Below are 22,932 nucleotides of genomic sequence, written 5' to 3' on the forward strand. Positions count from 1 at the left end.
TAGGCTGCGGCAATTAGCCGGCAATGGATAGCGAAGCCGTAGAATTGCTGGCCTTTGCAACTGTCCGCTTTCGACCCATACCGGCCGTTCACGAATGGCTACTATCGGACATCAGTCGCTAATGATTGACCTCCGTCTGGAGCCACCGGCCGAAATGTTTGCACACGGCCTCGTGATCAAACTTGTCCTCTCCACGCCAGCATGCAGCCGCTTCCGACCAGTCGCTTCTGCTGTGAATAGGCCGTTCGAAAGACGCTGGTTTGAGCACGCCCAAGTGCGCCAGGACGTCGATAATCACCCGCCGCTCGTTCTTTGAAGACTTCACCACGTCTGCCAACCGCTTCTCCAAACTGCCGGCGTGGTCGCCAGGTTTGCTTAGGTCGATGATCCCAAGGATCGCTCGGAGAATTGCTAAATCCTCTTCCGTCGGATTGGGGATGTCGTCACGCAACAGTTCTTGGAGGTCGAACCATGTGTAGATCAATTGGCCGTGGCGGACTCCGCCCCATTTTATGCGCTCGAAATTAAGGACGTTGAGGTCCACATCCGTGTATTGATCTTCCCCGACCGTGAGGCCGGGGACCACATCGCGGCAGACCGCGCACGTATAGCTTGTGGTCGTGACCGTACCGTCGGGAAGGTAACTGTGACCACAAACAGTAGGCGTGTACTGATGAGGAACCATCTGGCAGGCGAGATGATATGAAGCCACGCCAGACCGCCAGTCCAGTCTCCTTCTGGAAAGGCTGGCTACAAACGCGCGGGCGGCCTTGGCTGGGGGGATTCGCTTGATCATATCCAGTACCTCGTCTAAGCACTGGTCATGGCCGATGCTGGCGGGTTCAAACATCAGGCCCTGCGCTTTTGCATACGCGAAATCTTGAGGATCCGTCTTCGGGGCAGGAAGCCAGCCATTGCTACCCCAGTATGTTTTGAAAAGTATATTTTTAGCCTGCTTGTCCATGTGCGCTCCGCTTTTCCAGTGCTGCGATGGCATACCCCACCGTCAGGATGGATGCTTCATCAGGCTTAAGGAGAGAGCCGTGTTTCCAATGAATGTGTGGTTTGCCTACACTGCTGCCTGCGTGCTGTTGGTATTGGCGCCGGGCCCTGACAACCTGTTGGCCATTGGCCGTGGTCTCAGCCAGGGCAAATTCGCAGCGGCCGTATCCGGCATGGCGTCAGGCGCGGGTATTCTGTTTCACGTCGCAGCCGCTTCGTTAGGGTTGACCCTTCTGATGCAAACCTCGGCGGTCGCTTTCTGGGTGATCAAACTCATCGGTGCTAGCTATCTGCTCTGGCTCGGCATCAAAGTCTTGCGCGCGCGCAGTTTGATCGGCTTTCAGCCGGCGTCCCGGCAATCGTTGCCCAGCATTTTTCTAACGGGTCTGCTTTCGGCTGCGCTCAACCCGAAACCAGGCTTGTTCGTGTTGGCATTCATTCCCCAATTCGTCGATCCAGCTCGCGGATCGGTCAGCGTGCAGATGATGGTTTACGGGGTGTGGTTTGCTGTACTCACAGCCTTGGGTTTTGCCTTGATGGGCATTTTCGCCACGGTGTTATAGTCGCTCAAAACGGCCATTTGAAGGACCTACGCAAACAGACCCGATTCATGACTTTCGACTTCGTTCTGAGGCACCATATCCCCTAGGAGTGCAACAGCTCGCAATGCAAATAAGGAAGAATGCCTTTGGACTCGAACAACTTCTCGCAAAACACCCCCGCAAACAGCAACCGCATCCGCAACCTAATGGCGATCACACTGATTATTGTGATCGGAGCATTGGGCACTGCAGCAGTAATCCAGAATCGCGGGCTCAAGGTCGAGGCACAGGCCGATCGGATAGGCGTGACACTCCAGCCGGCCGAATATCCGACCCCGCCCATTGCCACCTATACAGATGCCTCTCCCATCGTCACTGCGCCTGATGCACAAGTGGAAGTGCATGTCACAGGGCCTACTAATCCGACCTCTGCGCAAGCCTCTAGGAAAGATGGCTTGTCCACCCACGGCGCTGCCTCGCCGATCGTGACCGGACAAGGTGCTGTTGTGAAAGCCACAGTCGATACCCGCCCATGATGGCGCAAAGAAGTTACCGCTCGATAGTGATGCTTGCGGTGCTATCGCTGCCCCAGCTGGCTATCGCAGGATCACCGAATATGCAGACGACAGATCCTTGCTCGGCGATCGTCACTGGCGCGGGTGCATCGGTGACTAGCTACTGCATCGGGATCACCAAAGAAGCATTAGAGCGCCTCACCGACATCACTGCCTCGAGTCGTGGCCGTAGGCTCTTTGTGTCAGACGCTTGGTTCAGCCCAACGCCCATGTTCGGACGACCGAGCGGGGAGAAAAAGTCTGTAAATGAGCAGGTCTACTTATCGGTACGCGCGACAAATATCACATCGGCCATAATCGTCCTGACAGCAGCCAAATGGGAGATAGTTCAGGCGAGAAATCTATCGAAAGGCGGTGGCTCATATGGTGGCAAAAACCTTTTGTGGCCTGCGCTCTCAGTTAACAAGCCAATCAAGATTGAGCCCGGGGAGCAGGTGGAAATCAAACTTGGTGAAGGATTGGAACTCCATGGCATGGCTAGCCGCCTTCGCAAGAATCATGATCTAGACACCGCCTATACAGTGCCCGCACTCGAACCTGTGCGCATCAACGGCGATATGTATATCAATTGGTTTGCCGAACAGATGGGCCTGTTGTATGGGATAAAGGCAAAGCTGCGCCTCACGCTCTATGAAGGCGACTACAAACCTATCGCCAGCCTGTCCTTGCCTCTTGCCCAGGGGGTGGACTTCTTCTACCACGGTGAAGCAGTGGATCAGAACGGAAGTGTGCAATACGCCCCCCGCTTGGCGTACGACGCCTTCCTGGGGCAGTACTTGGAAATGCGTGAAAAAATGGAGCCCGGCTTTCGTATCAACCGGCCACCGACGATGGTGATTGAGGTGACGCCAGACCCTACAGTGTGGGGTAAGCAAAGGTATCGAAGTCCCGGTGTTCAAGAGCAGTCGGAAAAATGAATCGTCGCTGTTTTCGTAGGTCCCTTAGATGGCCGTTTGCGCGATTGGTCGATGGCCGCTACAGGTTGTCTAAAGTCTCGGCCATAGGGATCATCGATGGTGCAGAAGCGGCCATTGCTGAGTGTCCGCTTCTGGCCCAGAGTGTGTAAAAACAGATGTTCAGCCGGTGTCAGGCAGACAAGCTTCCCGCAGAAGGATTTTGGAAGGTACGTCCGCGCGGCGCTTGTGTTTCCAGGTGGGACTGGCGAAATTTCGCTTGGGATCGTTTAGCCGAAATCTACATCTGATGCGAGCGTTGGGTACTCAACCTTCATTTCGGTAAGGCATTCATACATGAGCCTCGCATCCTCAGGTAAGCGCTTGGATAGCATGTTCCACCCTGAAATTTTCAGGTGCTCGGGCATTTCCACTAGACCCGTTATAGCATCCCAGAAAGCATCCCAATTACAGCCATACCAGCCAGGAAAACCGAGCGCATCCTTCAAGACACAATGGAGTTCCTCAGAGCTTGAAACTCCACTCAGGTCAATGGTTACCGTGTGCAATCGGCTCATCGTCATTACCTCAAAAAGACTGTTAACGGGCAAACGCATACCAGCGGCTGAATCAGAATGCTTTTGCTATCATTTTTAGCGTGATCAACTCGGGGTCGGCACTGAAGCGCTTCATTCAAGGTGGACATCGAGGCCAAAGCACTTTGCTTCCCGAAAGCCTCGACGACTACGTCAGCGATACCAATCCGGTGCGCGTGGTTGACGTGTTTGTCGACGAACTGCGCAGAAATGAGCTTGAACGTGCTCGCCTACAACATGAAGCGCGTTATGAAAATCCTTGGCACCATCAGCTTGATGAAGGCGTTGTCGGCCTGAAAGGGTTGGCTTCGTTGCCTACTTGGCTCGCCAGAAGCCACACTGAAGCCTCCACGCCCCCTCGTGACGCCCCATAAGCTTGCTGCGAGCGACTACGCGGATAACAACCGTCGGCGCTGCGCGCCGACATTACACCACCGCGTTTTTAAACACTCTGGACCCATTGCAGACGCTCACGGAAAGGGGCACTGCAAACCGAGGCCTCCGATCGCCATTGCTGCTGGCTCTGGCTTGACAGCACTTTTCAAATTGACTGCAATGACAAGCGTTTGGGACGAACCAAGGAACCAGCCATGGGCAAGACGCCAGCCTTTTCCCGGGGAGACATCCTCCGTGCCTCGGTTTTCATTCCGGTGGGCTTATTTCTGCTCTGCCTTACATTTTGGTTGGTTGAAGACCGCTTGGGCTTTGTGGCTCACGCCCAACGCGCCCAAGGCAATGTCAGCGCTGTGAACGCGGGCGGCAGTCATCCACAAATCGACTTTAGGGACGCCACTGGCAGAGTGATCAGCTACCCCGAAAATGGGTTGATCTTCGGCTACGCGATAGGCGACCGGGTTGACGTGTTGTATCGCCCTGAAGCGCCCGCTACGACCGCAATCATCGATGACCGAGATGCGCTGTGGGGAGCGAGCCTGCTAGCAGGTCTGTTCGCTTGCGTATTCGCGTTGGGAGGTAGCTACCACCTGGCCGCATGGATTTACCGACGCCGGATGGCGCAACTCGTATAAGGTATTCGATGCGATTCCACTATTCCTCGGCGTAAGCGGCTGGCCGTACTGGAAATCAGCCTGTGCGAGTGGCACTTCGGTGTAGCCAGACACGCCCATTACCAAGCGCTGTTCATCAAGGTAAAGAAATCCAGGCGGTGGTGGGGCTTCGCAATTATGACTGAACTGCGCTCGCATTAACTCTTGGCTTTGATCTTGCTCGCAGCAGGCGCCAAAGCCTTCCAGATCGTGACGCCTGCTGAACTGGCATCAGCCCCAGAAAAACAGATAGATTTTGCACAAGATGATGATCGTCATCGTCCCCAGCACCAGATAGGCCATCCATGGCTTTTCGCTCGGTGGGCCATCCGGAAATTCGTCCGAACGCGTGGCCGGCATGGCCCCGTTGCGTTGTAATCGCATCTCTTCCAAGCGCTTACGCATAGCCCGATGCTTGTTGCTATTGAGGACCAACAACCCCGCAAGAGACATGAACAGGACGCTCATTTGAACGGCACCGGCATACCGCGTGCCGAATAAGCCAACAGCCGCGATTGCCGGGCCCAACAAGCTCGGAAGTACCAACCATACTCCCCAGCGAAAACCTCGAATCAGTGCAATTTGACCTACGCAGATCAGGAAACACAGGGTCAGCAGCGCCGCAAGTGCATACGTTTGGCTATCCGGTACACCGCGCAGGTAACCGTGCTGCCACATGGAAATGCCGCCACCTCCTGCAAGCATGCACAAAAGGCTGCCACCCATGAAGGTCGGAAAATAGCGGGTCATGAACGCCTCAAACTGCTCGTCCGATAGCCGTCCTCGATACTTCATGTCAACGCTCCTTGTCATATTTCAGATTCCATGGCCCCAGCCAATGAACGGCTACGCAATGGAGACCCCCCTTCGAGGCAGGGCAGTACCTTAGCAGATACCGAAGCGTCCTATGAACAGCAGGACCTGCTCAGCAATCGCGGAAGTTCAGTGCCCTGGCGGATGTTGGAAATCCGTGTTCACCTGTTGCAGAATCCACTGCCGTTTGCGAGACCTGGCATTGGGCTGTCTGCACGGTAACTCTCATGGAGAAGCACTGCATCGGTTTTCAAGGAGTGAAAAGACATGGACAAAATTATCCTGAAACAGCAAGACAAGGGCTTTGGTCACATCGGCGGTGGCGCCTATCTCACCGACCTCAAGCTGTGGCCGTCTAACCCCAAGACAGGCGAGCTATTGACCCCTCTGGTCACCACGACCGAGCGCTTTTATGCCGGCTATCAGTGCGTACCTCCGGGTATGGCCCTTACTGTATTCATCGCAGCCCAGCAGTACCAGAGCGGCGGCTTTAACGCCGCGCTCCAGCGCCGTTACACGGTTCATCAGCAGTCAGAATTGCAGGAGCAGATCAAGAACGGCTTTGCCCGGGTCATCCTGCACGATCTTGCACCCGAACCCATAGTCCCCAGCAATCCCCCGCTGCTGCTCACCCAGGCGTTCATCGACTTCGAAGAGATGACCGAGGACGAATTCGATGTGGAAATCGGCGGTGAGTTCGTCGGCATCGAGATGAGCAAATCATCTGGCACGCCCAGTTGGTTACAGGACCCCGTCTACGAATTAAGTCCTCGCTACATGTTCCATCTGCAACTGCTCGATGCAGACATTGCCGAGATCAACCCCGACCATGAGGGCATTTTTGCTGATGGCATCGGCTATGTCTTCATCGACCATCGAGCCCGGCGCGGCAAGGAAGGTGATGAAGCCGGATACTTCTACATCCAGTACACCTGACGATCGTCGGTAAATGGCTATCACAAATAGGGAGGATGGATGAAAAGCGTTAATTGGCCACGGTTGCTGTTACTAGGATTGATGAGCGCTAGTGCGTCGTCGGTATCGGCGGGCAATGTTGCGCTGACGCCAGGGCAATATGAGGGGTTGATGGTTGCAATTACGCCGGACCATAAGGTTGAGGGTTATTTCTCCGAAGAGCTTGGCGAGGGGGTAAGCCGGCGCTGCGCATTCTACCTGCAGGGACAACTCGATGACGCCTCGCCGATGCGGGTCACCACCTGGAGCCACCAGGCATTTCCCGGCAGTGTAGCGGCGACTGCTGATGGCATCGAGTTGAGGGTGCCCAAAGGGCAGGAGCACCCTGGCTGCGGCAGTGTGCTGGGGCCTATGATCAGCACCGGGCTGGCGTTGAGCCGCACCGCCAGCAAGCACTGGATCGGCCTGGCTACTGTTAGCGCCGAGAGGGCCTATCTGCAAAAAAATCGAGGCGAGGATGGCTCAAGGGGGCCCTACATCATCAAAGGCGATGTTGTTGGCTTGTTGGCCTACCAGCCAGGCTGGGCGCATGTCGAGTTTACTGGCGACGATGAACGCTCCCATATCGGCTGGATTCGGCAGGATCAGATCAATCCCCTGAAGCCGTCTGACTCATTGCGCTAGTGTGCCTTGCATACTTATGGCCAGACCTGCTCCCGGTCAGGTCGAGGGTGAACGCAGCCCAGTCGAATGTCCGCAATGGGTCGACAGCGGTCGGTCGGAGTCGATGATGCCTAGGTTGAGTATGGTCGACTGGCCGGCATTGAGCGCGGCCTGTGCCGCAGAAAAACCGCCGCACCTGACGATCGTGGTGAATACCCTGAGCAGTTTGAGGTCGACATCGTGCAGTTGGATCACCGTAGCCTCCCGGCCGCGATGGCGGCGCCCGCCACTTCGCCGATTGCCTGCGCGAGATCCGCAGACTGTCGCCGGGTATCCAGCTGGAAACCCTGGTGCCGGATTACCGTGGCCGTATGGACGTTGCTCTGGACATCACGGCGCAAGAGCCGCCAGACGTATTCAACCACAACCCGGAAACCGTGCCGCGCCTGTACCGGGCGGCACGGCCGGGCTCGGACTTCGAGTGGTCGTTGGACCTGCTGGAGCGCTTCAAGCAACGCCTGCCGGCGGTACCGACAAAGTCCGGCCTGATGCTAGGCCTGGGCGAGACCGATGCCGAGGTGGTCGAGGTGATGCAGCGCATGCGTGAGCATCAGGTTGACATGCTGACCCTGGGACAGTATCTGCAACCGTCCCGCAGCCACCTGCCGGTACAGCGCTTCGTGCACCCTGACACCTTCGCCATGCTTGCCGAGCAGGCCTTGGCGATGGGGTTCAGAAACGTGGCCTCCGGGCCGCTGGTGCGCTCGTCTTACCACGCTGACCGGCAACTGCAAGCAGTTTAAGGGTTCAGATCACCATCATTCGCGGTAAGTGCCTTTTTGCTTGGCGGCGTGAACCGCGAGTGCATCCATGGGGCGACAAGCAGTCGTAAGGTTCCAGGCCAAGTTCACGCAGACGCTCGCGAATTGCCGCCATCTGTGCCGGTGGCGTGCCGCTTTCGATAATCGAGGACACGAAAGCGGCAAATGCCAGGATGAGGCCTTAATTCACCATCACTTCGTCCAGTGCCTGCTCGAGGGTGCTGACCGTGCGCTCGATATTGTGCAGTTTTTCGAGCCCGAACAGACCGATGCGGAAGGTCTGGAAGTCGGCCGGCTCGTCACATTGCAACGGCACTCCGGCGGCTATCTGCAGGCCGTGCTCGACAAATTTCTTACCGCTCTTGATATCGGCATCATCGGTGTAGCTCACCACTACGCCCGGGGCCTGAAAGCCGGCTGCGGCCACGCTCTTGATGCCTTTGCCGGTCAACATGGCGCGCACCCGATCGCCCAGAGCCTGTTGTTCGCCGCGGACCTTGTCGAAACCGTAGGCTCGCATCTCGTCTATTACTTTGCTAAATCGCGTGAGAGAGTCGCTGGGCATGGTCGCATGGTAGGCATGCCCGCCCTGTTCGTAGGCCTGCATGATCTGCAGACACTTTTTCAGGTCGCAGGCGAAACTGCTGCTTTGCGTCTGCTCGATGCGCTCCAGGGCCAAAGCACTGAGCATCACCAGGGCGCAGCAAGGGGAGGCGCTCCAGCCTTTCTGTGGAGCGCTGATCAGCAGGTCGACTGCGCACTTTTGCATATCAACCCATATCGTGCCTGAGGCGATGCAGTCGAGCACGAACAGGCCGCCCACCGCATGTACAGCGTCGCCGACGGCCCGCAGGTAATCGTCGGGCAGGATAATCCCGGATGAGGTTTCAACGTGGGGGGCGAAGACAATCTGCGGCTTGTGCGCCTTTATCGCCGCCAGCACTTCGTCCAGAGGGGGCGGAGCGTAGGCAGCCTGGCGACCAGTGTCGACCGGTCGGGCGTTCAGCACTGTGGTGGCCGCCGGGATGTTGCCCATCTCGAGGATCTGGCTCCAGCGATAACTGAACCAGCCGTTGCGTATCACCAGGCATTGCTGACCGGTGGCAAACTGGCGCGCTACCGATTCCATGCCGAATGTACCGCTACCGGGCACTACCGCAACAGCCTGGGCGTTATAGACCTGTTTCAGGGTACTGGAAATGTTCTTCATCACGCCTTGAAACGTCTGCGACATGTGATTGAGCGAGCGGTCGCTGTACACCACCGAGTACTCGACCAGCCCCTCAGGATCAATGCTGGGATAAAGCTTCGACATGGGTGACTCCTTTGGCAGAGATGTCATTGGTATCGACCCTGTCCTTCGCCTTGTCAAATCGCAAGATTGATCGGGACTGATGAAATACATGTAATACCGCGGCGCCTGCTTCGCGGCTGAAGCCGCTCCCACAGGGGGGCGTGGCGTTCTTGCCGGCCAAGCGTGAAAGCCTTGATCCATAGCGCCTGGGCCATTTGCGCGATGAGGTGTTGGGGATCGTGCTCAGAGACTGTCCGGGTCCCCGAAGAACATCTGAATCCGCGACCGCAACCACCGCTCCGCCGGGTCATTGTCCTGCGCCCCGCGCCAGGCCATGTGCAGTTCGAAACTGCGCACATCCAGCGGCAGATCCTCGGCCCGCAACCCACCCGCCGCGGTCAACGCATCCGCCGTGTAGTCCGGCACCGTAGCGACAATGTCGGTGCCCGCCAGCAAGCTCCCCAGCCCGTTGAACTGCGGCACCGCCAGCACCACATGGCGCTTGCGGCCAATCTCTTCCAGCGCCTCGTCGATGAACCCCGACAGGTCCCCGGCAAACGACACCAGCGCATGCGGCCGCGCGCAGAAGTCGTCCAGGGTGATGGCGCCGGGCACGCTGTCGGCGCGCAGCAGTTTCGGCATGCTGCGGCGCAGCACCTTGCGCTTGGCGTTGGCTGGCAGCTCGCTGGTGTAGCTGACCCCCACCGAGATCTCGCCCGAGGCCAGCAGCGTCGGCATCAGCAGGTAATTGACCCGGCGCACCACCAGCACGATACCCGGCGCTTCGGCGCGAATGCGCTTGAGCAACTGCGGCAGCAGGGCGAATTCGGCGTCGTCCGACAGGCCGATGCGGAACACCGCATTGCTGGTGGCCGGGTCGAATTCGGCGGCGCGGCTGACGGCGGTGGAAATCGAGTCCAGCGCCGGGGACAGCAGGGCGAAGATCTCGTGGGCCCGGGCCGAGGGCTCCATGCTGCGGCCGGTACGCACGAACAGCGGGTCGTCGAACAGGTTGCGCAGGCGTGACAGCGCCGCGCTGATGGCGGGCTGGCCGAGGAACAGTTTTTCCGCGGCACGGGTCACGCTGCGTTCGTGCATCAGCGTTTCGAACACGATCAGCAGGTTGAGGTCTACGCGACGCAGGTCGTTTCGATTCATCGGTGAGCTTCGCCTGAAGTGGGGCAGAGGTGAATCTTAAGGCCAAAGGCTGGTACCCTGCACGGGTTTAGGGGGACCAATCGCAGGGAAAGTCAGGTGCCCAATCGATGACAGGCATGTCGACTATTAATGACCACTGATGGTCTAACCGGCAAAGCCCGGATAAAGTCCGTGGTAATTAGAGGTTCACAAAGGCGAGGTATGCGATGTCCCGCATGATCCGTTTCCACAAGTTCGGCGCTGCCGATGTGCTCCGTTGCGAGGAGCAGGCCGAACCGTCACCTGCTGCCGACGAGGTGCAAATCCGCGTCGAGGCGGTTGGCGTCAGCTGGTATGACGTGCTCTGGCGCCAGAACCTGGCACCGTCCCAGGCGCGCCTGCCGGCGGGGATCGGCCACGAGATGGCCGGGGTGGTGACCGCGGTCGGTGAAGGGGTCGAGGATATTGCGGTGGGTGACCGGGTTGCCAGTTTCCCGGCCACCAGTGCCAACGACCACCCGGTGTATGGCGATGTCATCGTGCTGCCGCGTTCGGCCATTACCCGTTATCCGGATGTGCTTACCCCGATCGAGGCCAGCGTGCACTACACGCCGCTGCTGATCGCGTATTTCGCCTACGTCGACCTTGCCCGGGCGAAAGCCGGGCAGACGGCGCTGGTCACCGATGCCAGCCACTGCGCGGGCCCTGCCTTCGTGCAACTGGGCAAGGCCCTGGGGCTGAAGGTGTTCGCCGCCACCAAGGAGCCGGAACAGCGTGAGTACCTGCTGGGCCTGGGCGCCGACAAGGTTATTGTCACCGAAGAGCAGGACCTGCTGCTGCAGGTTGGCAAGTACACCGATGGCCGTGGTGTGGACATGGTCCTGGATGGCATGGGTGGGCCGCAGATGTCGCTGCTCGGCGATGTGCTGGCACCGCGCGGCAGCCTGGTGCTGTATGGCCTGCAAGGCGGCAATCAGACGCCGTTCCCGGCTTGTGCGGCGTTCCAGAAGAACATCCAGTTCTATGTGCACTGCATCGGCAACTTCACCGGCAAGCCGGAGCTGGGTATCAGCCAGGACCAGGTGGCGCTGCAGCGCGCCTTGCGCGATATCAACCAGTTCACTGCCGACCAGTTGCTGACACCACAGATCATCAAGGTTTACCCGTTCGAGCAGGTGGTCGAGGCGCATCGCTACATGGACCAATGCCCATGCGGCGGGCGCGTGGTGCTGGACATGGCGCAACACTGACAGCGGTCTGCGTCATCAGGAAGCCCGGGCAGAGTCCCGGGTTTTTTGTGCCTGGTACATCATGATTGATGTTCAAAAAAGGAAATTTCCTACAATAAAAAGAGAAGCGGATTATATTTAAGCTATCGCTCGGAGGTTGGTCGTAATATTCCGCCAAGCTTTTTGCCTTGAATTGTTATTCCCTCGCGGTCAATGTGTTTTCTCACTTCTTCTGAATGGTTTTTTTACCCTGATCTGTATCTTCTATTCGCCTTGCATCCCTCGATAATGGCTCAATGATAGTTTGCGCAAGGAGCGTGGAATGAGCATGGCTATGCCCAGGCCAGGGCGGTGTATGGCAGCGGCGGGGCGTCGCTACGATGCGTTCTTCTCGATGTCTTGGCGACAGTGACTGGTTACGTCATTACTTCCAATTAGTTGTAGGAAATTTCTTCTGGAAAAGTTCAGGGCATGTTGATGTTCAGGTTCTCTGATCAACGTGCGCTGGCTGTATGAAGTTGATGAGGTGATTTCGTGACTGCTATTCACGACCAGGCAATGCACTATATCTACCAGCAAGTACTCGAGCGCTTGCTCAGTCATATGTCACAGGCGCAGCGTGCTTCCTTGCAGTTGTTGATACAACGGCTGCTGGTTGCTGCAGGCGGGCCAGAATACATCGGCACCTACCGCTTGCTGGTGCTGCAAGGCAACGATCACCGCAGTGCCCGGCTGCTGGCGATGCTGCGTGCCGCACAACTGAGTATCGCCCTGCGTGCGCCGGTAACCTTCCAGCTGCGGGTGCTGGTAGTGAGCCTGCCCGTGGCTGACAGTGCCACGCTCGAATGCCATGAGCGCGGCTTCAATGCGCTGTTCTTGCAGGATGACCCGCGGGTGCAACTGCAGATGATCAAGGGGCGTGAAGTAGTGCCGTTCAGCCGGCATGCCCCTGCCGCGCCCGAAAGCTGGCTTTTGGCGAGGGACGCCATGCTGATGTTCGGTCACCTGGTCGACGCCAGCCCCGAAGCGCTGCTAGGGAGTCGCCTGCACCTGGAGTTGGCGGCCGCGGTGGGCTTTGCGCTGCAGGCCCATACCCCTGCGGATGTATTGATCACCGCCATCCCGGCGTGCCAGCGCCGCCGGTACCTTGCCTGGGCACGGCGCAGCTTGCGCCTGGCAGGGGAGCGGGGGTCGCATGCGGTGCACCAGTGCCTGGCGACGCTGGCACAGGGGCTCAGTCGCCTGCACGGCAGCATCGGGGGCCCATCGAGCGCCCTGGCGGAACCGGCCGTGGGGGCGGCGCCGCAGAACACGCCGGTGCGGTTGATTGCCATTGACGACCTGCTGCCGCCGTTGCTCGAAGAACAGCAGCTTGACCTCATGCTCGGTTGCCGCTTCGAGGGGGGCCAGGACGCCCGGCCATTGGCCGCGTTCGTCGAGCCGTTGGCCCCGGCGCAGTTGCAGCAACTGCACGCGCGTAGTCTCGAACCGCAGGCAAGTCGCCCGGCATTGCGGCTGGCTGGCCAGCCGGGCGCCAACAAGCGGCGCGATGTGCATCAACTGCAGTTCGGCAGGGCATACGGCATCAACCAGATCCAACAGGTGTGCCTGCTGTTCAGCCCGTTTGCCAGGCAGGGGAAGAACCTGGAGCGTTTTCTGCAGTGCTGGCATGCCGACATGCTGGTGGCGCTGCCATACCTGCATCGGGCCTTGCAGGGTAAACCCTGCCCTGAAGCGGTGAAAAACTGGCTGGTGAACACCAGCGGCCTGCCGCTGGGGCAACTCAGGTTGATCTATGGCGGGGGCCTGCCGCTGGCCTCCTGGCGCCTGATGAGCCATCTGGCCCGTCGCGATGTACAGCTGAGGTTGCTGCCGCGGCGGGCAGCGGGGCGGCGGCGTGGTCATGCGGGGCCGCCTTGATGGAGCAATCGGGCGCCGGAGAGTTCGCCTATCGCAAGGTCTATCGCTACCTGGAAGCCCTGATCGACCAGGCTCCACGAAGTGGCCCCTGCCGTTTGCCGTCGTTGCGCGAGTTGGCCCGGCGGTTGCGGGTGTCATTGGCCACCGTACAGAGTGCCTACAGCCTGCTGGAAGAAGAGGGCCGCGTGCAATGCCTGCCCAGGTCGGGCTATTACGTACAGGGCACTGCCAAGGATGCTGCCGCGGCCATGCCTCTGCAGGCACCCCTGCCGGCACAGCCGATGCTGGAGCGAACCCTGCTCAGCCACGAACGGCGCCTGGCACGTCAGCGCACGCACAATGGTGCCCCTTGGGACGCGCCCGGCAGCGCCCGCCTGCGCAATGCCGTCGCAGAACGCTATACCCGTTCCTCCAATCGGTACTGGCGTGCCGATGACGTTCAGTTGGCTCCGGATGTGCAGGCGTTGCTGGAGACCTTGCTGGCGGCCTTGGCCGTGCAAGGAGGAACCGTGGTGGTGCACTCGCCCTGTTGCTGGCAGGTACTGCGCGCGTTGGCCCGCGCCGGCATGCGAGTGTTGGAGGTACCACTGGATACCTGCGGCAACCCGGACCTGCGCGCCCTGGCCTGGCTACTGGATAGCGAGCCGGTGTGCATGCTCGTGATGCCGTCGTGCCTTGGCATGCCGCAGGGGCGGCTGGTATCACCGCACTATCAGCAGCAGCTTGGCCAGATGCTTGGGCAGCACTCTGTATGGGTGCTGGAAAACGACCTGGACAGTGACCACTGTTACAGCGGGCCGCCGAATATGCGCCTGCGCGATTGGGTCGACCCCCGCTGGTTATTGGTGATGGGGGCGTTCGATGCCGCAGTGGGGAGCGAGGCGCCCTATGCCTACTTGCTGGGCCATGATGCCGGGCTGGCCAAGGCTTTCGCGGAGCGTGCGTTTCGGCTTGCACCGCTTCGCCTGCAAGCGCTGGCGCACATGTTGGGCAAAGGCGAGATCGAGACGCAACTAGTGCGGCTACGCACGGACCTGCAAAAGCGTATGCAATGCCTGGCGCGTGAGCTGCAGCTGCAGTTTGGCCAGCGGGTGGCATTGGAAATGCCGGAGGGCGGTCGGACCCTGTGGGTGCGCTTTCGCCAGCCGCTGCCATGGGCGGATATTGCCGCGTCGTTGGCGGGTTCAGCGCTGCATGCAATGCCGGGCGAGCAGTTCAGCCTGCAGGGGCGCTACCAGCAGTGCCTGGCGATGGCGTGGCTGGGTAATCACCCGGGTGAGCTGCAACAGGCGGTAGAGCGCCTGGCCCAGGTGCTGGAACTGCGCTGTGGCCGGCCCGCCGGGGTTACACCTTGAGCCGTCGGGGGATGTCGGGCTGTGCTGTGCGCAAATAACAGATATCGCTCGCCTGACGCATCCTTTGTAGGAGCAGCCTTGTGCTGCGATGAGGCCGACACCGCGATGTAGTCGAACAGGGCAATGTTCTGCACGTATTCGCACAGGGCGACACCGCCGCCGTGCGGGCCAGTTCGCCGGGGCTGCTGCGCAGCCCATCGCGACACAAGGCCGCTCCACAGGCAGCGCCACCGAACTGACCCACGGCACTTGCCAGGCTTACTGGTCTGTATGTATAACCAGTATCCATTCCAGCCGCCTGACCCCAGCCCGTGATCGCCCATTCCGTCGTCGACCCGTTCTACTACCTGCACAACTTCCGCCAGGTGCTGCTGTGGGTCGAACAGCGCTACGAAGACCTGCTCGACGATCAGGAACTCGCTTTCATCCGCACCTTCGGCCAACTGGACGCCCCGGCACAGGCCCTGATGGTGCGCATGGTCATGCGCAAGGGCGAGCTGTTTCGCAGCGACCGCCTCGACTATGCCGAAATCGGCGATACCGGGCAGGCCCTGCAGCCGTTGCTGGCCCTCGGCTGGGTACGGGAGCCCGCGCAACTGGAACTGCAGCAACTGTTCGCCCTGTTGCGCAAGGACGAATTTGCCCGTTGTTTTGCCCCACAGCTGAGCCGCCCTCGCGCCGCCAAGCATGACCTGCTTGCACAGCTGCAACCTCTGGGCCTGCAAGCCCGTTCACTGGCCGAGTGGTTCCCGGACAGCGGCATGCGCATCCTCCATTGGTGCCTGCAACCCTTGTGCGACCGCATGCGCCTGCTGTTCTTCGGCAACCTGTACCAGGACTGGTCGGACTTCGTCCTCGCCGACCTCGGCTTGTTGCGCTACGAACAGGTGCCGTTCAGCCCCGATTCGCGTGCCCTTCAACAACGTGCCGAAGTCGACCTGGCCATGGCCTTGCACCGTTGCGCCGAGCGCCTTGAGCAAGGCGACGACCCGCAGGCGATCCTGGCAGCCATGCAGGGCCTGCACAGCGACAACCCATGGCTGGCCCGGCGCCATGCGCGCCTGCAATTCGCCTTGGGCCAGCAATGCGAGCGTCTGGGCGACTGGGCGCAGGCCATGGCTGTGTACACGCAGTGCAGCCACGCCCAGGCGCGCATCCGCCAGGTGCGGGTGCTGGAGCGCAGCGAGCAGTGGCACCAAGCCCATGCGCTGGCGCTGCAACTGGCCGCGGCACCGGCCAACGCTCTGGAAGTGCAGGCGCTGGAACGCATGTTGCCACGCCTGGCACGCAAGCTCGGTGGCCCGCCACAGCGGCGCCAGCGTGTCGCGCCGCTGGAACTGATCGAGCTGGAGCTGCCCCGGGAACAGGCAGCGCTGGGTGTGGAGGAGGCGGTACGCCAGTACCTGGCCGAAGCCGGTGGGCCGGTGCATTACGTGGAGAACACGCTGTTCAACAGCCTGTTCGGCCTGCTGTGCTGGGAGGCGATCTTCGCCCCGGTGCCTGGCGCCTTCTTCAACCCATTCCAGGCCGCCCCGCAGGACCTGCACGACGGTGATTTCCAGCAACGCCGCAGTGCTCTGTTCGACCGTTGCCTGGGGCGACTCGACGATGGCAGCCATCACAGCGCGATTCTCGACTGCTACACCGCCAAGCAAGGCCTGCAGTCGCCGTTCGTGTTCTGGTCCGTGCTCAGTGAAGAATTACTTGAGCAAGCCTTGGCCTGCCTGCCGGCGGCCCATTTGAAACAGTGCTTCCTGCGCCTGCTGCAGGACATCCGCAACAACCGCGCCGGCATGCCCGACCTGATCCAGTTCTGGCCCGAACAGCGCCGCTACCGCATGGTCGAGGTCAAGGGGCCCGGCGACCGCCTGCAGGACAACCAGCTGCGCTGGCTGGAGTTCTGCCGGGCGCACGGTTTGCCTGTCGCGGTGTGCCATGTACGCTGGAGCGAAACGCCTTGAGCTATAGCGTGGCGGTACGGGCCTTGTGCGAGTTCAGCGCCAAGGTTGGTGACCTGGACCTGCGCTTCACCCCATCACCCACCGCCCAGGAGGGGATCGAGGGGCATCGGCGGGTGGTGGCGCGACGCGCTGCGGGCTATGAGTCGGAAATTACCCTCGAAGGCCAGTTCGAAACCTTGAAAGTACGTGGCCGCGCCGACGGTTACGACCCCACCTGCAACCGCCTGGAAGAGATCAAGACTCACCGTGGCGACCTGTCGCGCCAGCCGGCCAACCATCGCCAGTTGCACTGGGCGCAGGCCAAGGTCTATGGCTGGTTGATGTGCCAGGCTCGGCAACTGCCGAACATCGAGGTGGCGCTGGTGTACCTGGACGTGGACAGCGATGGCCAGACGCTGATCAGTGAACACTGCACGGCAGCCGAACTGCAGGCCTTCTTCGAAACCCAGTGCCAACGCTTTCTGGCTTGGGCACAAGGGCAGGAACAGCGCCTGGCCGAGCGTAACCAGGGCCTGGAAGCGCTGGGCTTCCCCTATCCGGCGTTCCGCCAGGGCCAGCGACAACTGGCGGAAACCCTGTACAAGGCCGTGAGTACCGGCCGTTGCCTGATGGCCCAGGCCAGTACCGGAATTGGCAAGACCCTCGGTACCTTGTTCCCCCTGCTCAAGGCCATGGTGCCGCAGCAACTGGACAAGCTGTTCTTTCTCACGGCCAAGACCCCGGGCCGGGCCCTGGCCCTGGATGCCATGCGCCAGATCACCGATGCCACGCCGCAGCCGGCCTTGCGCACGCTGGAGCTGATCGCCCGCGACAAAGCCTGCGAGCACCCCGACAAGGCCTGCCATGGCGAATCCTGCCCCTTGGCCGCAGGCTTCTACGACCGCCTGCCGGCCGCGCGCGCTGCGGCGGCAGCGTTGCCCATGCTTGACCGCGCCCAGCTGCGCGAAGTGGCCTTGGCGCACCAGGTGTGCCCGTATTACCTGGGCCAGGAGATGGCACGCTGGGTAGACGTGCTGGTGGCGGATTACAACTACTACTTCGATGCCCATGCCTTGTTGTTCGGCCTGACCCAGGCCAACCAGTGGCGGGTCGCGGTGCTGGTGGACGAGGCGCACAACCTGGTCGAGCGCGGCCGCGGCATGTACAGCGCCAGCCTCGACCAGGGGCAGTTGTTGGCCCTGCGCCAGAGCAAACCGCCCGGACTTGTCAGTGCGCTGGACCGGCTGAACCGGCAGTGGAACGCCCTCTACAAGGGGCAGCGCGCGCCGTACCAGGCCAGCGAGTCGCTGCCAGATGCTTTGCTGCGTGCCCTGCAGCAATGCATCGGGCTGATCCAGGAACAGATGAACCAGGCACCCGCGCAAATGGACCCGCAGGTGCTGCAGTTCTTCTACCAGGCGTTGCAGTTCAGCCGGGTTGCCGAGCTGTTCGACGAGCACTTCCTGTTCGACATCAGCCAGCGCCAGGGGCCACGCAAGCGGCGGCTGGCCACCCTGTGCCTGCGCAATGTCACCCCGGCACGCCTGTTGGGCCCACGCATGCAGGCGGCGCGCAGCGTGACGCTGTTCTCTGCAACCCTGAGCCCACGGCATTTCTACAGCGACCTGCTGGGCATGCCGGCCGATACCGCCTGGCTGGAAGTGGCCGCGCCGTTTCGCGCCGAACAGCTGGAAGTGCGCATCGCCGGCCAGGTATCCACCCGCTACCAGCAACGCCAGGCTTCGTTGGCGCCGATCGTCGAGCTGATTGCCCGGCAGTACGAGCGGATGCCGGGTAATTACCTGGCGTTCTTCAGCAGTTTCGAGTACCTGCAACAGGTGGCCGGGCTGCTGGCCGAGCGACATGCGCAGATACCCATGTGGGTTCAGGAACCAGGCATGGACGAAGCGGCCCGCCAGGGCTTTCTCGATCGCTTTGTAGCGGATGGCCGTGGGGTGGGCTTTGCGGTGCTGGGTGGTGCATTCGGGGAGGGGGTGGACTTGCCGGGCACACGGCTGATCGGCGCGTTTGTCGCCACCCTCGGGCTACCCCAGGTCAACCCGGTCAACGAGCAGTTCAAGCAGCGCCTGGGGCGGCAGTTTGGTGCGGGGTTCGATTACGCCTATCTCTACCCGGGCGTGCGCAAGGTTATCCAGGCGGCAGGCCGGGTCATCCGGGGCGACCAGGACCGTGGCGTTCTGGTCTTGATCGACGAGCGCTTCGCCGAACCCCGAGTGCAGCAGATGTTCCCGGGGTGGTGGCCGGCGCCGGGAGGTTAACGCGGCCCCGGCGATGGGCCGCAAAAGCGGCCCAATCTAGGCATCAAGGCTAGCCCGGCATACCGTCAGCCCGTGGCCGCAGAAGGATGGGCAGGTAGTGGCGCAGGAACAGCAGCAGCGCCAGGCTCCAGCACACTACTGAAAGGCTCACCCCCAGCGACGTGAACAGCGGCAGCACCACCCGCGCCAGCGTCGCCAGTTGGATCAAGGCAAAGGCCCAGGCAATGCTGGTCGGCACCTGCAGCGGCCTGCCGGTGTGGCCCAGGCTGACCCGTGCCATCATCGCCAGGATCAAACCGCTCATGGCGCCCACGGTCAGGGCGTGGGTCACCAGGCTCGGGCCCAGCGCCACCCCGGCATGCCACAGCGTCATGCCCAGGCAGGCAATGGCAATCCAGGCATAGGCCAGATGCAGCGACCACAGCAGGGGTACACGCCATAGGCCGCGGTCATGCCACAAGGTCAGGCGGGCCGTATGCAGGGCAAACAAGGTGCCGAACAGCACGGCCAGGCCGATACGCGGCGTATCGGCCAAACCCGAAGCAAAGGCCAGCGGTACCGCCACGCTTAGCAGCAGGCAGGCCCGGTCCAGCCAGGGGCGGGCAGGGGCCGGTGCCATGTCGCCCAGGCCGCGCCGGGTGAAGAACGGGATCACCCGCCCGCCAAGCACGGTCATCATCGTGGCCACCAGCCACAACCCGGCAAACACCCCGCGGCGCTGCCACAGTTCGTCCTGGCGCAGCCAGCCGACCAGGGTCAGCCACTGGCAGGCGGCGATCAACAGCACCAGGCCGACGATCGGGTAGTTGTTACGCAAGCGCCGTTGCACGATCGGCCGTGCCAGCGCCAGCGCCACCAGCGGCAGGAAGCTTCCCTCGATCACTACCAGCACGCTGCCCGGTAGTGGCAGGAACCAGCTCACCCGGCCCAGCAGCCAAAGCAGGAACAAACCCTGTAGCGGGCGCCCGTTCAAGCCTGGGATGCCGCTCCAGTTCTGCACGGCGGTCAGCAGGAAACCCGCGATGATGGCGGCAGCAAAGCCATAGAGCATTTCGTGGCGGTGCCAGGCGAGCATGCCACCGGGGGGCGTGGGCTCCAGCGCACCGGCCAGTACGCCGCCCCACAACAGCAAGGCGAGCAGCGCAAACAAACTGCCACCCAGGAAGAATGGGCGGAAACCCAGGCCCCAGACGGCCTGGCGTGGGCGTGAATCGATCGGCTGCACAAGCATGGGCTGACCTTCGTTCGTTCAGTGGGCTCAATTGGGGTAAGATCACGATCCGTGCCAGCTCCGAACCCCTTGTATATCAAGGTGATGGCACTTCTCCGGGTCCGAATGACATGTGTATTCCGCTGTTATTTGGACCTGCTTGTATGTCGTATTGACTTGCTTCAGGGTCTGGCCGGTTCGCCGCTGGCCAACGCTTCGCTACAGGATTCACGTTTTGTCCGACCTCTCGAAAAATCCGCTGCTGCAGTACATGGCCCGCCTGGCCCCATCCAGCCAGCAAACCATGCGCTACATCCTTCAGGACGCCGCCGATCGGCTGGGTTTTGTCGACTGCAATATCGTCGATGTGCCCTGGCATCGGCTCGAGCCCGGCCATGTGATCGCCCTGGTGGCGGCGCTGCGTGCGGATGGTTACGCCCCCAACAGCTCGTCGCTGTACGTCAACGCCATTCGCGGTGTGATGAACGAAGCCTGGCGCCAGGGCCTGATCGATCACGAGCAGTTGCTGCGCATTCGCGAGGTCAAGCCGGCCACCGGCAGCCGCCTGCCGCCGGGGCGCAACCTGCGCCGCAGCCTGATTCGCGAGCTGATGGATGTGTGCGCGGCCGACCCACGGCCGCAGGGTGTGCGTGACGCGGCCATCATCGCCTTGCTGTACGGCACCGGCATGCGCAAGTCGGAATCGGTGGACATCGACCTGGACCAGGTCGACTTCGAGGCGCGCAGCCTGCAGGTGCTGGGCAAGGGCAACCGCCAGTTGATCAAGTACGCCCCGCCATGGGCGTTCGAGAAGTTGCAGGCGTGGCTGGACCTGCGCCGCCAGGACTTGCCCGCAGGGGCCGAAGACGACCCGTTCCTGTTCAACCGCATCCGCCGTGGCAGCCATATAACCCGGGCGCGTATCACCAAGCATGCCATTTACTACATCGCCCGCCAGCGTGGTGCGCAGGTGGGCGTGAAGATCATGCCGCACGACTTCCGTCGCGCGTTCATCACCCGGGTGATCGAAGAGCACGACCTGTCCATTGCGCAGAAGCTGGCGCATCACGCCAATATCCAGACCACGGCCATCTATGACCGGCGTGATGACAACGAACGCCGGCGTGCGGTGGACCGCTTCGATTACTGAGGCCTTGTCGATGTATAAAGGGCTTGCTCTAACCCTGTGGGAGCGGGTTCACCCGCGAACACGGGCGAAGCCCGTGCCATGCACTGGGTTGGATTCTTCGAGGGTAAACCCGCTCCCACAGAGGCCGTGTCGCAGCATCGGGTAATTTTTGCCTTGAGATCCCAGCACCGAAACAGGGCCGAAGCACGCCCCTGCCTTGTGCGCCATCTCCCTCTATGCCCGATGCCAGAGCGGCCATGGCAAATCCTTCATCTTCGTTCACCTGCGGAGTTGGCCCGCAACCTGCTATATCCAGCCTGCGAATTTGATCGAGTGGTCAGGGCGCGCACGCCATAGCCGTGCGTGCTTGCCACTCTAAACGGCCAGCAGGCCACGGATTTCAGGGGCCGCAGGATGTCGCTCGCGGAGCAGATCGAACAACAACACGACGATGCCGGCTGGAGCGCTCACCTGCAGTTGCGCTTCGTCAAACGCGACAAGGTGACCCGCCTTGGTGCGTGGCGGCATTTCGGACCTCTTTTGGTGCAGCGGCCATTCTATCCCGAAGGTGCACCGTGCCATGTCTACGTGCTGCACCCTCCTGGAGGGATCGTCGCTGGCGACCGCCTGGAGCTGGATATCCAGCTGGAGCCGGGCAGCCACGCGCTGCTGACCATGCCCGGCGCAAGCAAGTTCTACCGCAGCATCGGCCCGACCGCGCGGCTGGTCCAGCGTTTTCACCTGGGCGCCGACAGCACCCTGGAGTGGCTGCCGCAGGACAGCATCTTCTTCTCCGGCGCCCGCGCCAGCCTCGACAGCCGTTTCACCCTCGAACCAGGGGCGCGCCTGCTGGCCTGGGAAACCCTGTGCCTGGGGCGCCCGGTGATGAACGAGCGTTTCGAGCAGGGTGCCCTCGACAGCCGCCTGCACATCGAACTGCCCGACGAAGTGGGCCTGCACGAGCGCCTGCGCGTCGAAGGCGGGCGCCTGAGCAAGCTTGGCGGGCATCCGCTGCTGGCCACCTTCTGCGCCGCACCCGCCGACCAGTCCGTGCTGGATCTGGTGCGCCCGCTGCTCGACGAGATGGCCAACCCGGCCGGCGCGACCCTGCTCGGGTCGTTGCTGGTGATCCGCGTGCTCGACCATGACAACCAACACCTGCAACGCACCCTGCAACGCCTGTGGCATGTGCTGCGCCCGGCCGTCCTCGGCCTGCCGGCCTGCCCGCCGCGTATCTGGGCCACCTGAGAGAGCGCCATGGAGCTGACCCCGAGAGAGAAAGACAAACTGCTGCTGTTCACCGCCGCGCTGCTGGCGGAGCGGCGCCTGGCCCGTGGCCTGAAACTCAACTACCCGGAAGCGGTGGCGTTGATCAGTGCCGCCGTGCTCGAAGGCGCCCGTGATGGCCGCACCGTCGCCGAGCTGATGAGCCTGGGGCGTGAAGTATTGAGCCGCGAGCAGGTAATGCCTGGCATCGCCGAAATGCTCCACGACGTGCAGGTTGAAGCGACCTTCCCGGATGGCACCAAGCTGGTGACCGTGCATGACCCCATCGTTTGAAATTGCCCAGGAG

At 61.4% G+C, this 22,932-nt stretch carries 19 protein-coding genes and 5 pseudogenes; 16 read left to right on the top strand and 8 right to left on the bottom strand.

The annotated features are described in order from the left end of the window. Positions 1 to 118: 118 nt before the first annotated feature. A complete protein-coding gene (locus tag E5221_RS13240) occupies positions 119 to 964 on the bottom strand; it encodes a hypothetical protein (RefSeq protein ID WP_247847627.1) in 846 nt (281 codons plus the stop codon). 88 nt (positions 965 to 1,052) lie between these two features. Here E5221_RS13240 and E5221_RS13245 point away from each other — a divergent pair. From E5221_RS13245 to E5221_RS13255, 3 genes and pseudogenes are all read left to right on the top strand, one after another. Next, positions 1,053 to 1,556, top strand: a pseudogene (locus E5221_RS13245) (LysE family translocator); the annotation flags it as partial. A 134-nt stretch (positions 1,557 to 1,690) separates the two neighbouring features. Continuing rightward, entirely contained in the window at positions 1,691 to 2,080 is a 390-nt protein-coding gene (locus tag E5221_RS13250; RefSeq protein ID WP_247847628.1) for a hypothetical protein, read from the top strand. An 80-nt stretch (positions 2,081 to 2,160) separates the two neighbouring features. Next, positions 2,161 to 3,036, top strand: coding sequence for a hypothetical protein (locus E5221_RS13255; protein ID WP_232108992.1), 876 nt, complete (start codon positions 2,161 to 2,163; stop codon positions 3,034 to 3,036). A 266-nt stretch (positions 3,037 to 3,302) separates the two neighbouring features. On the opposite strand, the gene E5221_RS13260 is transcribed toward E5221_RS13255, so the two are convergent. Beyond that, positions 3,303 to 3,590 (bottom strand): barstar family protein, encoded by a 288-nt coding sequence (locus E5221_RS13260; protein ID WP_247847629.1) that lies wholly within the window; start codon positions 3,588 to 3,590, stop codon positions 3,303 to 3,305. Positions 3,591 to 3,691: 101 nt separating this feature from the next. Between E5221_RS13260 and E5221_RS13265 the strand changes: the two are divergent. Together E5221_RS13265 and E5221_RS13270 are read left to right on the top strand one after the other, a co-directional pair. Beyond that, positions 3,692 to 3,811 (top strand): annotated as a pseudogene (locus tag E5221_RS13265) (hypothetical protein); the annotation flags it as partial. A gap of 387 nt (positions 3,812 to 4,198) precedes the next feature. Next, positions 4,199 to 4,636 (top strand): DUF3592 domain-containing protein, encoded by a 438-nt coding sequence (locus E5221_RS13270; RefSeq protein ID WP_247847630.1) that lies wholly within the window; start codon positions 4,199 to 4,201, stop codon positions 4,634 to 4,636. Between the two features lie 249 nt (positions 4,637 to 4,885). Here E5221_RS13270 and E5221_RS13275 read toward each other — a convergent pair whose 3' ends face one another. Continuing rightward, on the bottom strand, positions 4,886 to 5,449 hold the full coding sequence (locus E5221_RS13275; RefSeq protein WP_247847631.1) for a hypothetical protein: 564 nt from the start codon (positions 5,447 to 5,449) through the stop codon (positions 4,886 to 4,888). A 285-nt stretch (positions 5,450 to 5,734) separates the two neighbouring features. Here E5221_RS13275 and E5221_RS13280 point away from each other — a divergent pair, with 285 nt between their 5' ends. Together E5221_RS13280 and E5221_RS13285 are read left to right on the top strand one after the other, a co-directional pair. Next, on the top strand, positions 5,735 to 6,403 hold the full coding sequence (locus E5221_RS13280) for a hypothetical protein (RefSeq protein WP_196184988.1): 669 nt from the start codon (positions 5,735 to 5,737) through the stop codon (positions 6,401 to 6,403). Positions 6,404 to 6,442: 39 nt separating this feature from the next. Beyond that, positions 6,443 to 7,066, top strand: coding sequence for a hypothetical protein (locus E5221_RS13285; RefSeq protein WP_247847632.1), 624 nt, complete (start codon positions 6,443 to 6,445; stop codon positions 7,064 to 7,066). A 123-nt stretch (positions 7,067 to 7,189) separates the two neighbouring features. Here E5221_RS13285 and E5221_RS13290 read toward each other — a convergent pair. Then, a pseudogene (locus tag E5221_RS13290) lies at positions 7,190 to 7,300 on the bottom strand (LysR family transcriptional regulator); the annotation flags it as partial. Between the two features lie 14 nt (positions 7,301 to 7,314). Here E5221_RS13290 and E5221_RS13295 point away from each other — a divergent pair. Beyond that, positions 7,315 to 7,848 (top strand): annotated as a pseudogene (locus tag E5221_RS13295) (lipoyl synthase); the annotation flags it as partial. A 15-nt stretch (positions 7,849 to 7,863) separates the two neighbouring features. On the opposite strand, the pseudogene E5221_RS13300 reads toward E5221_RS13295, so the two are convergent. From E5221_RS13300 to E5221_RS13310, 3 genes and pseudogenes are all read right to left on the bottom strand, one after another. Further along, positions 7,864 to 8,032, bottom strand: a pseudogene (locus E5221_RS13300) (glutathione-dependent formaldehyde-activating protein); the annotation flags it as partial. Between the two features lie 15 nt (positions 8,033 to 8,047). Then, entirely contained in the window at positions 8,048 to 9,181 is a 1,134-nt protein-coding gene (locus E5221_RS13305) for an aminotransferase class V-fold PLP-dependent enzyme (protein WP_247847633.1), read from the bottom strand. Between the two features lie 222 nt (positions 9,182 to 9,403). Beyond that, positions 9,404 to 10,318 carry a LysR family transcriptional regulator gene (locus E5221_RS13310; protein ID WP_013972367.1) on the bottom strand — a complete coding sequence of 305 codons (915 nt, stop codon included), beginning with the start codon at positions 10,316 to 10,318 and terminating at the stop codon, positions 9,404 to 9,406. A 206-nt stretch (positions 10,319 to 10,524) separates the two neighbouring features. Between E5221_RS13310 and E5221_RS13315 the strand changes: the two genes are divergently transcribed. The 5 genes from E5221_RS13315 to E5221_RS13335 all read left to right on the top strand — a co-directional run bounded on the left by E5221_RS13315 (position 10,525) and on the right by E5221_RS13335 (position 19,020). Beyond that, on the top strand, positions 10,525 to 11,547 hold the full coding sequence (locus tag E5221_RS13315) for a zinc-dependent alcohol dehydrogenase family protein (RefSeq protein WP_015270146.1): 1,023 nt from the start codon (positions 10,525 to 10,527) through the stop codon (positions 11,545 to 11,547). Between the two features lie 513 nt (positions 11,548 to 12,060). Beyond that, the gene (locus tag E5221_RS13320) at positions 12,061 to 13,446 is read left to right on the top strand and encodes a hypothetical protein (protein ID WP_061552161.1); all 1,386 of its coding nucleotides are present in this window, start codon (positions 12,061 to 12,063) and stop codon (positions 13,444 to 13,446) included. Next, complete coding sequence (locus E5221_RS13325) at positions 13,446 to 14,801, top strand: aminotransferase class I/II-fold pyridoxal phosphate-dependent enzyme (RefSeq protein ID WP_247847634.1); 1,356 nt, start codon at positions 13,446 to 13,448, stop codon at positions 14,799 to 14,801. Before E5221_RS13320 ends, E5221_RS13325 begins: the two co-directional genes overlap by 1 nt. A 311-nt stretch (positions 14,802 to 15,112) precedes the next feature. Then, entirely contained in the window at positions 15,113 to 16,762 is a 1,650-nt protein-coding gene (locus E5221_RS13330; protein WP_247847635.1) for a VRR-NUC domain-containing protein, read from the top strand. Continuing rightward, positions 16,759 to 19,020, top strand: a complete 2,262-nt coding sequence (locus E5221_RS13335) for an ATP-dependent DNA helicase (RefSeq protein WP_247847636.1) — start codon at positions 16,759 to 16,761, stop codon at positions 19,018 to 19,020. Before E5221_RS13330 ends, E5221_RS13335 begins: the two co-directional genes overlap by 4 nt. 49 nt (positions 19,021 to 19,069) lie before the next feature. Here E5221_RS13335 and E5221_RS13340 read toward each other — a convergent pair whose 3' ends face one another. Next, the gene (locus E5221_RS13340) at positions 19,070 to 20,251 is read right to left on the bottom strand and encodes an NnrS family protein (RefSeq protein ID WP_247847637.1); all 1,182 of its coding nucleotides are present in this window, start codon (positions 20,249 to 20,251) and stop codon (positions 19,070 to 19,072) included. A gap of 214 nt (positions 20,252 to 20,465) precedes the next feature. On the opposite strand from E5221_RS13340, the gene E5221_RS13345 reads away from it, so the two are divergent. The 3 genes from E5221_RS13345 to E5221_RS13355 all read left to right on the top strand — a co-directional run bounded on the left by E5221_RS13345 (position 20,466) and on the right by E5221_RS13355 (position 22,919). Continuing rightward, positions 20,466 to 21,380, top strand: coding sequence for a tyrosine-type recombinase/integrase (locus tag E5221_RS13345; protein ID WP_015270152.1), 915 nt, complete (start codon positions 20,466 to 20,468; stop codon positions 21,378 to 21,380). Positions 21,381 to 21,773: 393 nt separating this feature from the next. Then, complete coding sequence (locus E5221_RS13350; protein WP_247847638.1) at positions 21,774 to 22,607, top strand: urease accessory protein UreD; 834 nt, start codon at positions 21,774 to 21,776, stop codon at positions 22,605 to 22,607. A 9-nt stretch (positions 22,608 to 22,616) separates the two neighbouring features. Next, positions 22,617 to 22,919 (top strand): urease subunit gamma, encoded by a 303-nt coding sequence (locus E5221_RS13355; protein WP_003256923.1) that lies wholly within the window; start codon positions 22,617 to 22,619, stop codon positions 22,917 to 22,919. Positions 22,920 to 22,932: the final 13 nt, after the last annotated feature.

Origin of the sequence: Pseudomonas sp. A2, from assembly GCF_023100865.1 — a bacterium.
Taxonomy (GTDB): Bacteria; Pseudomonadota; Gammaproteobacteria; order Pseudomonadales; family Pseudomonadaceae; genus Aquipseudomonas; species Aquipseudomonas asiatica.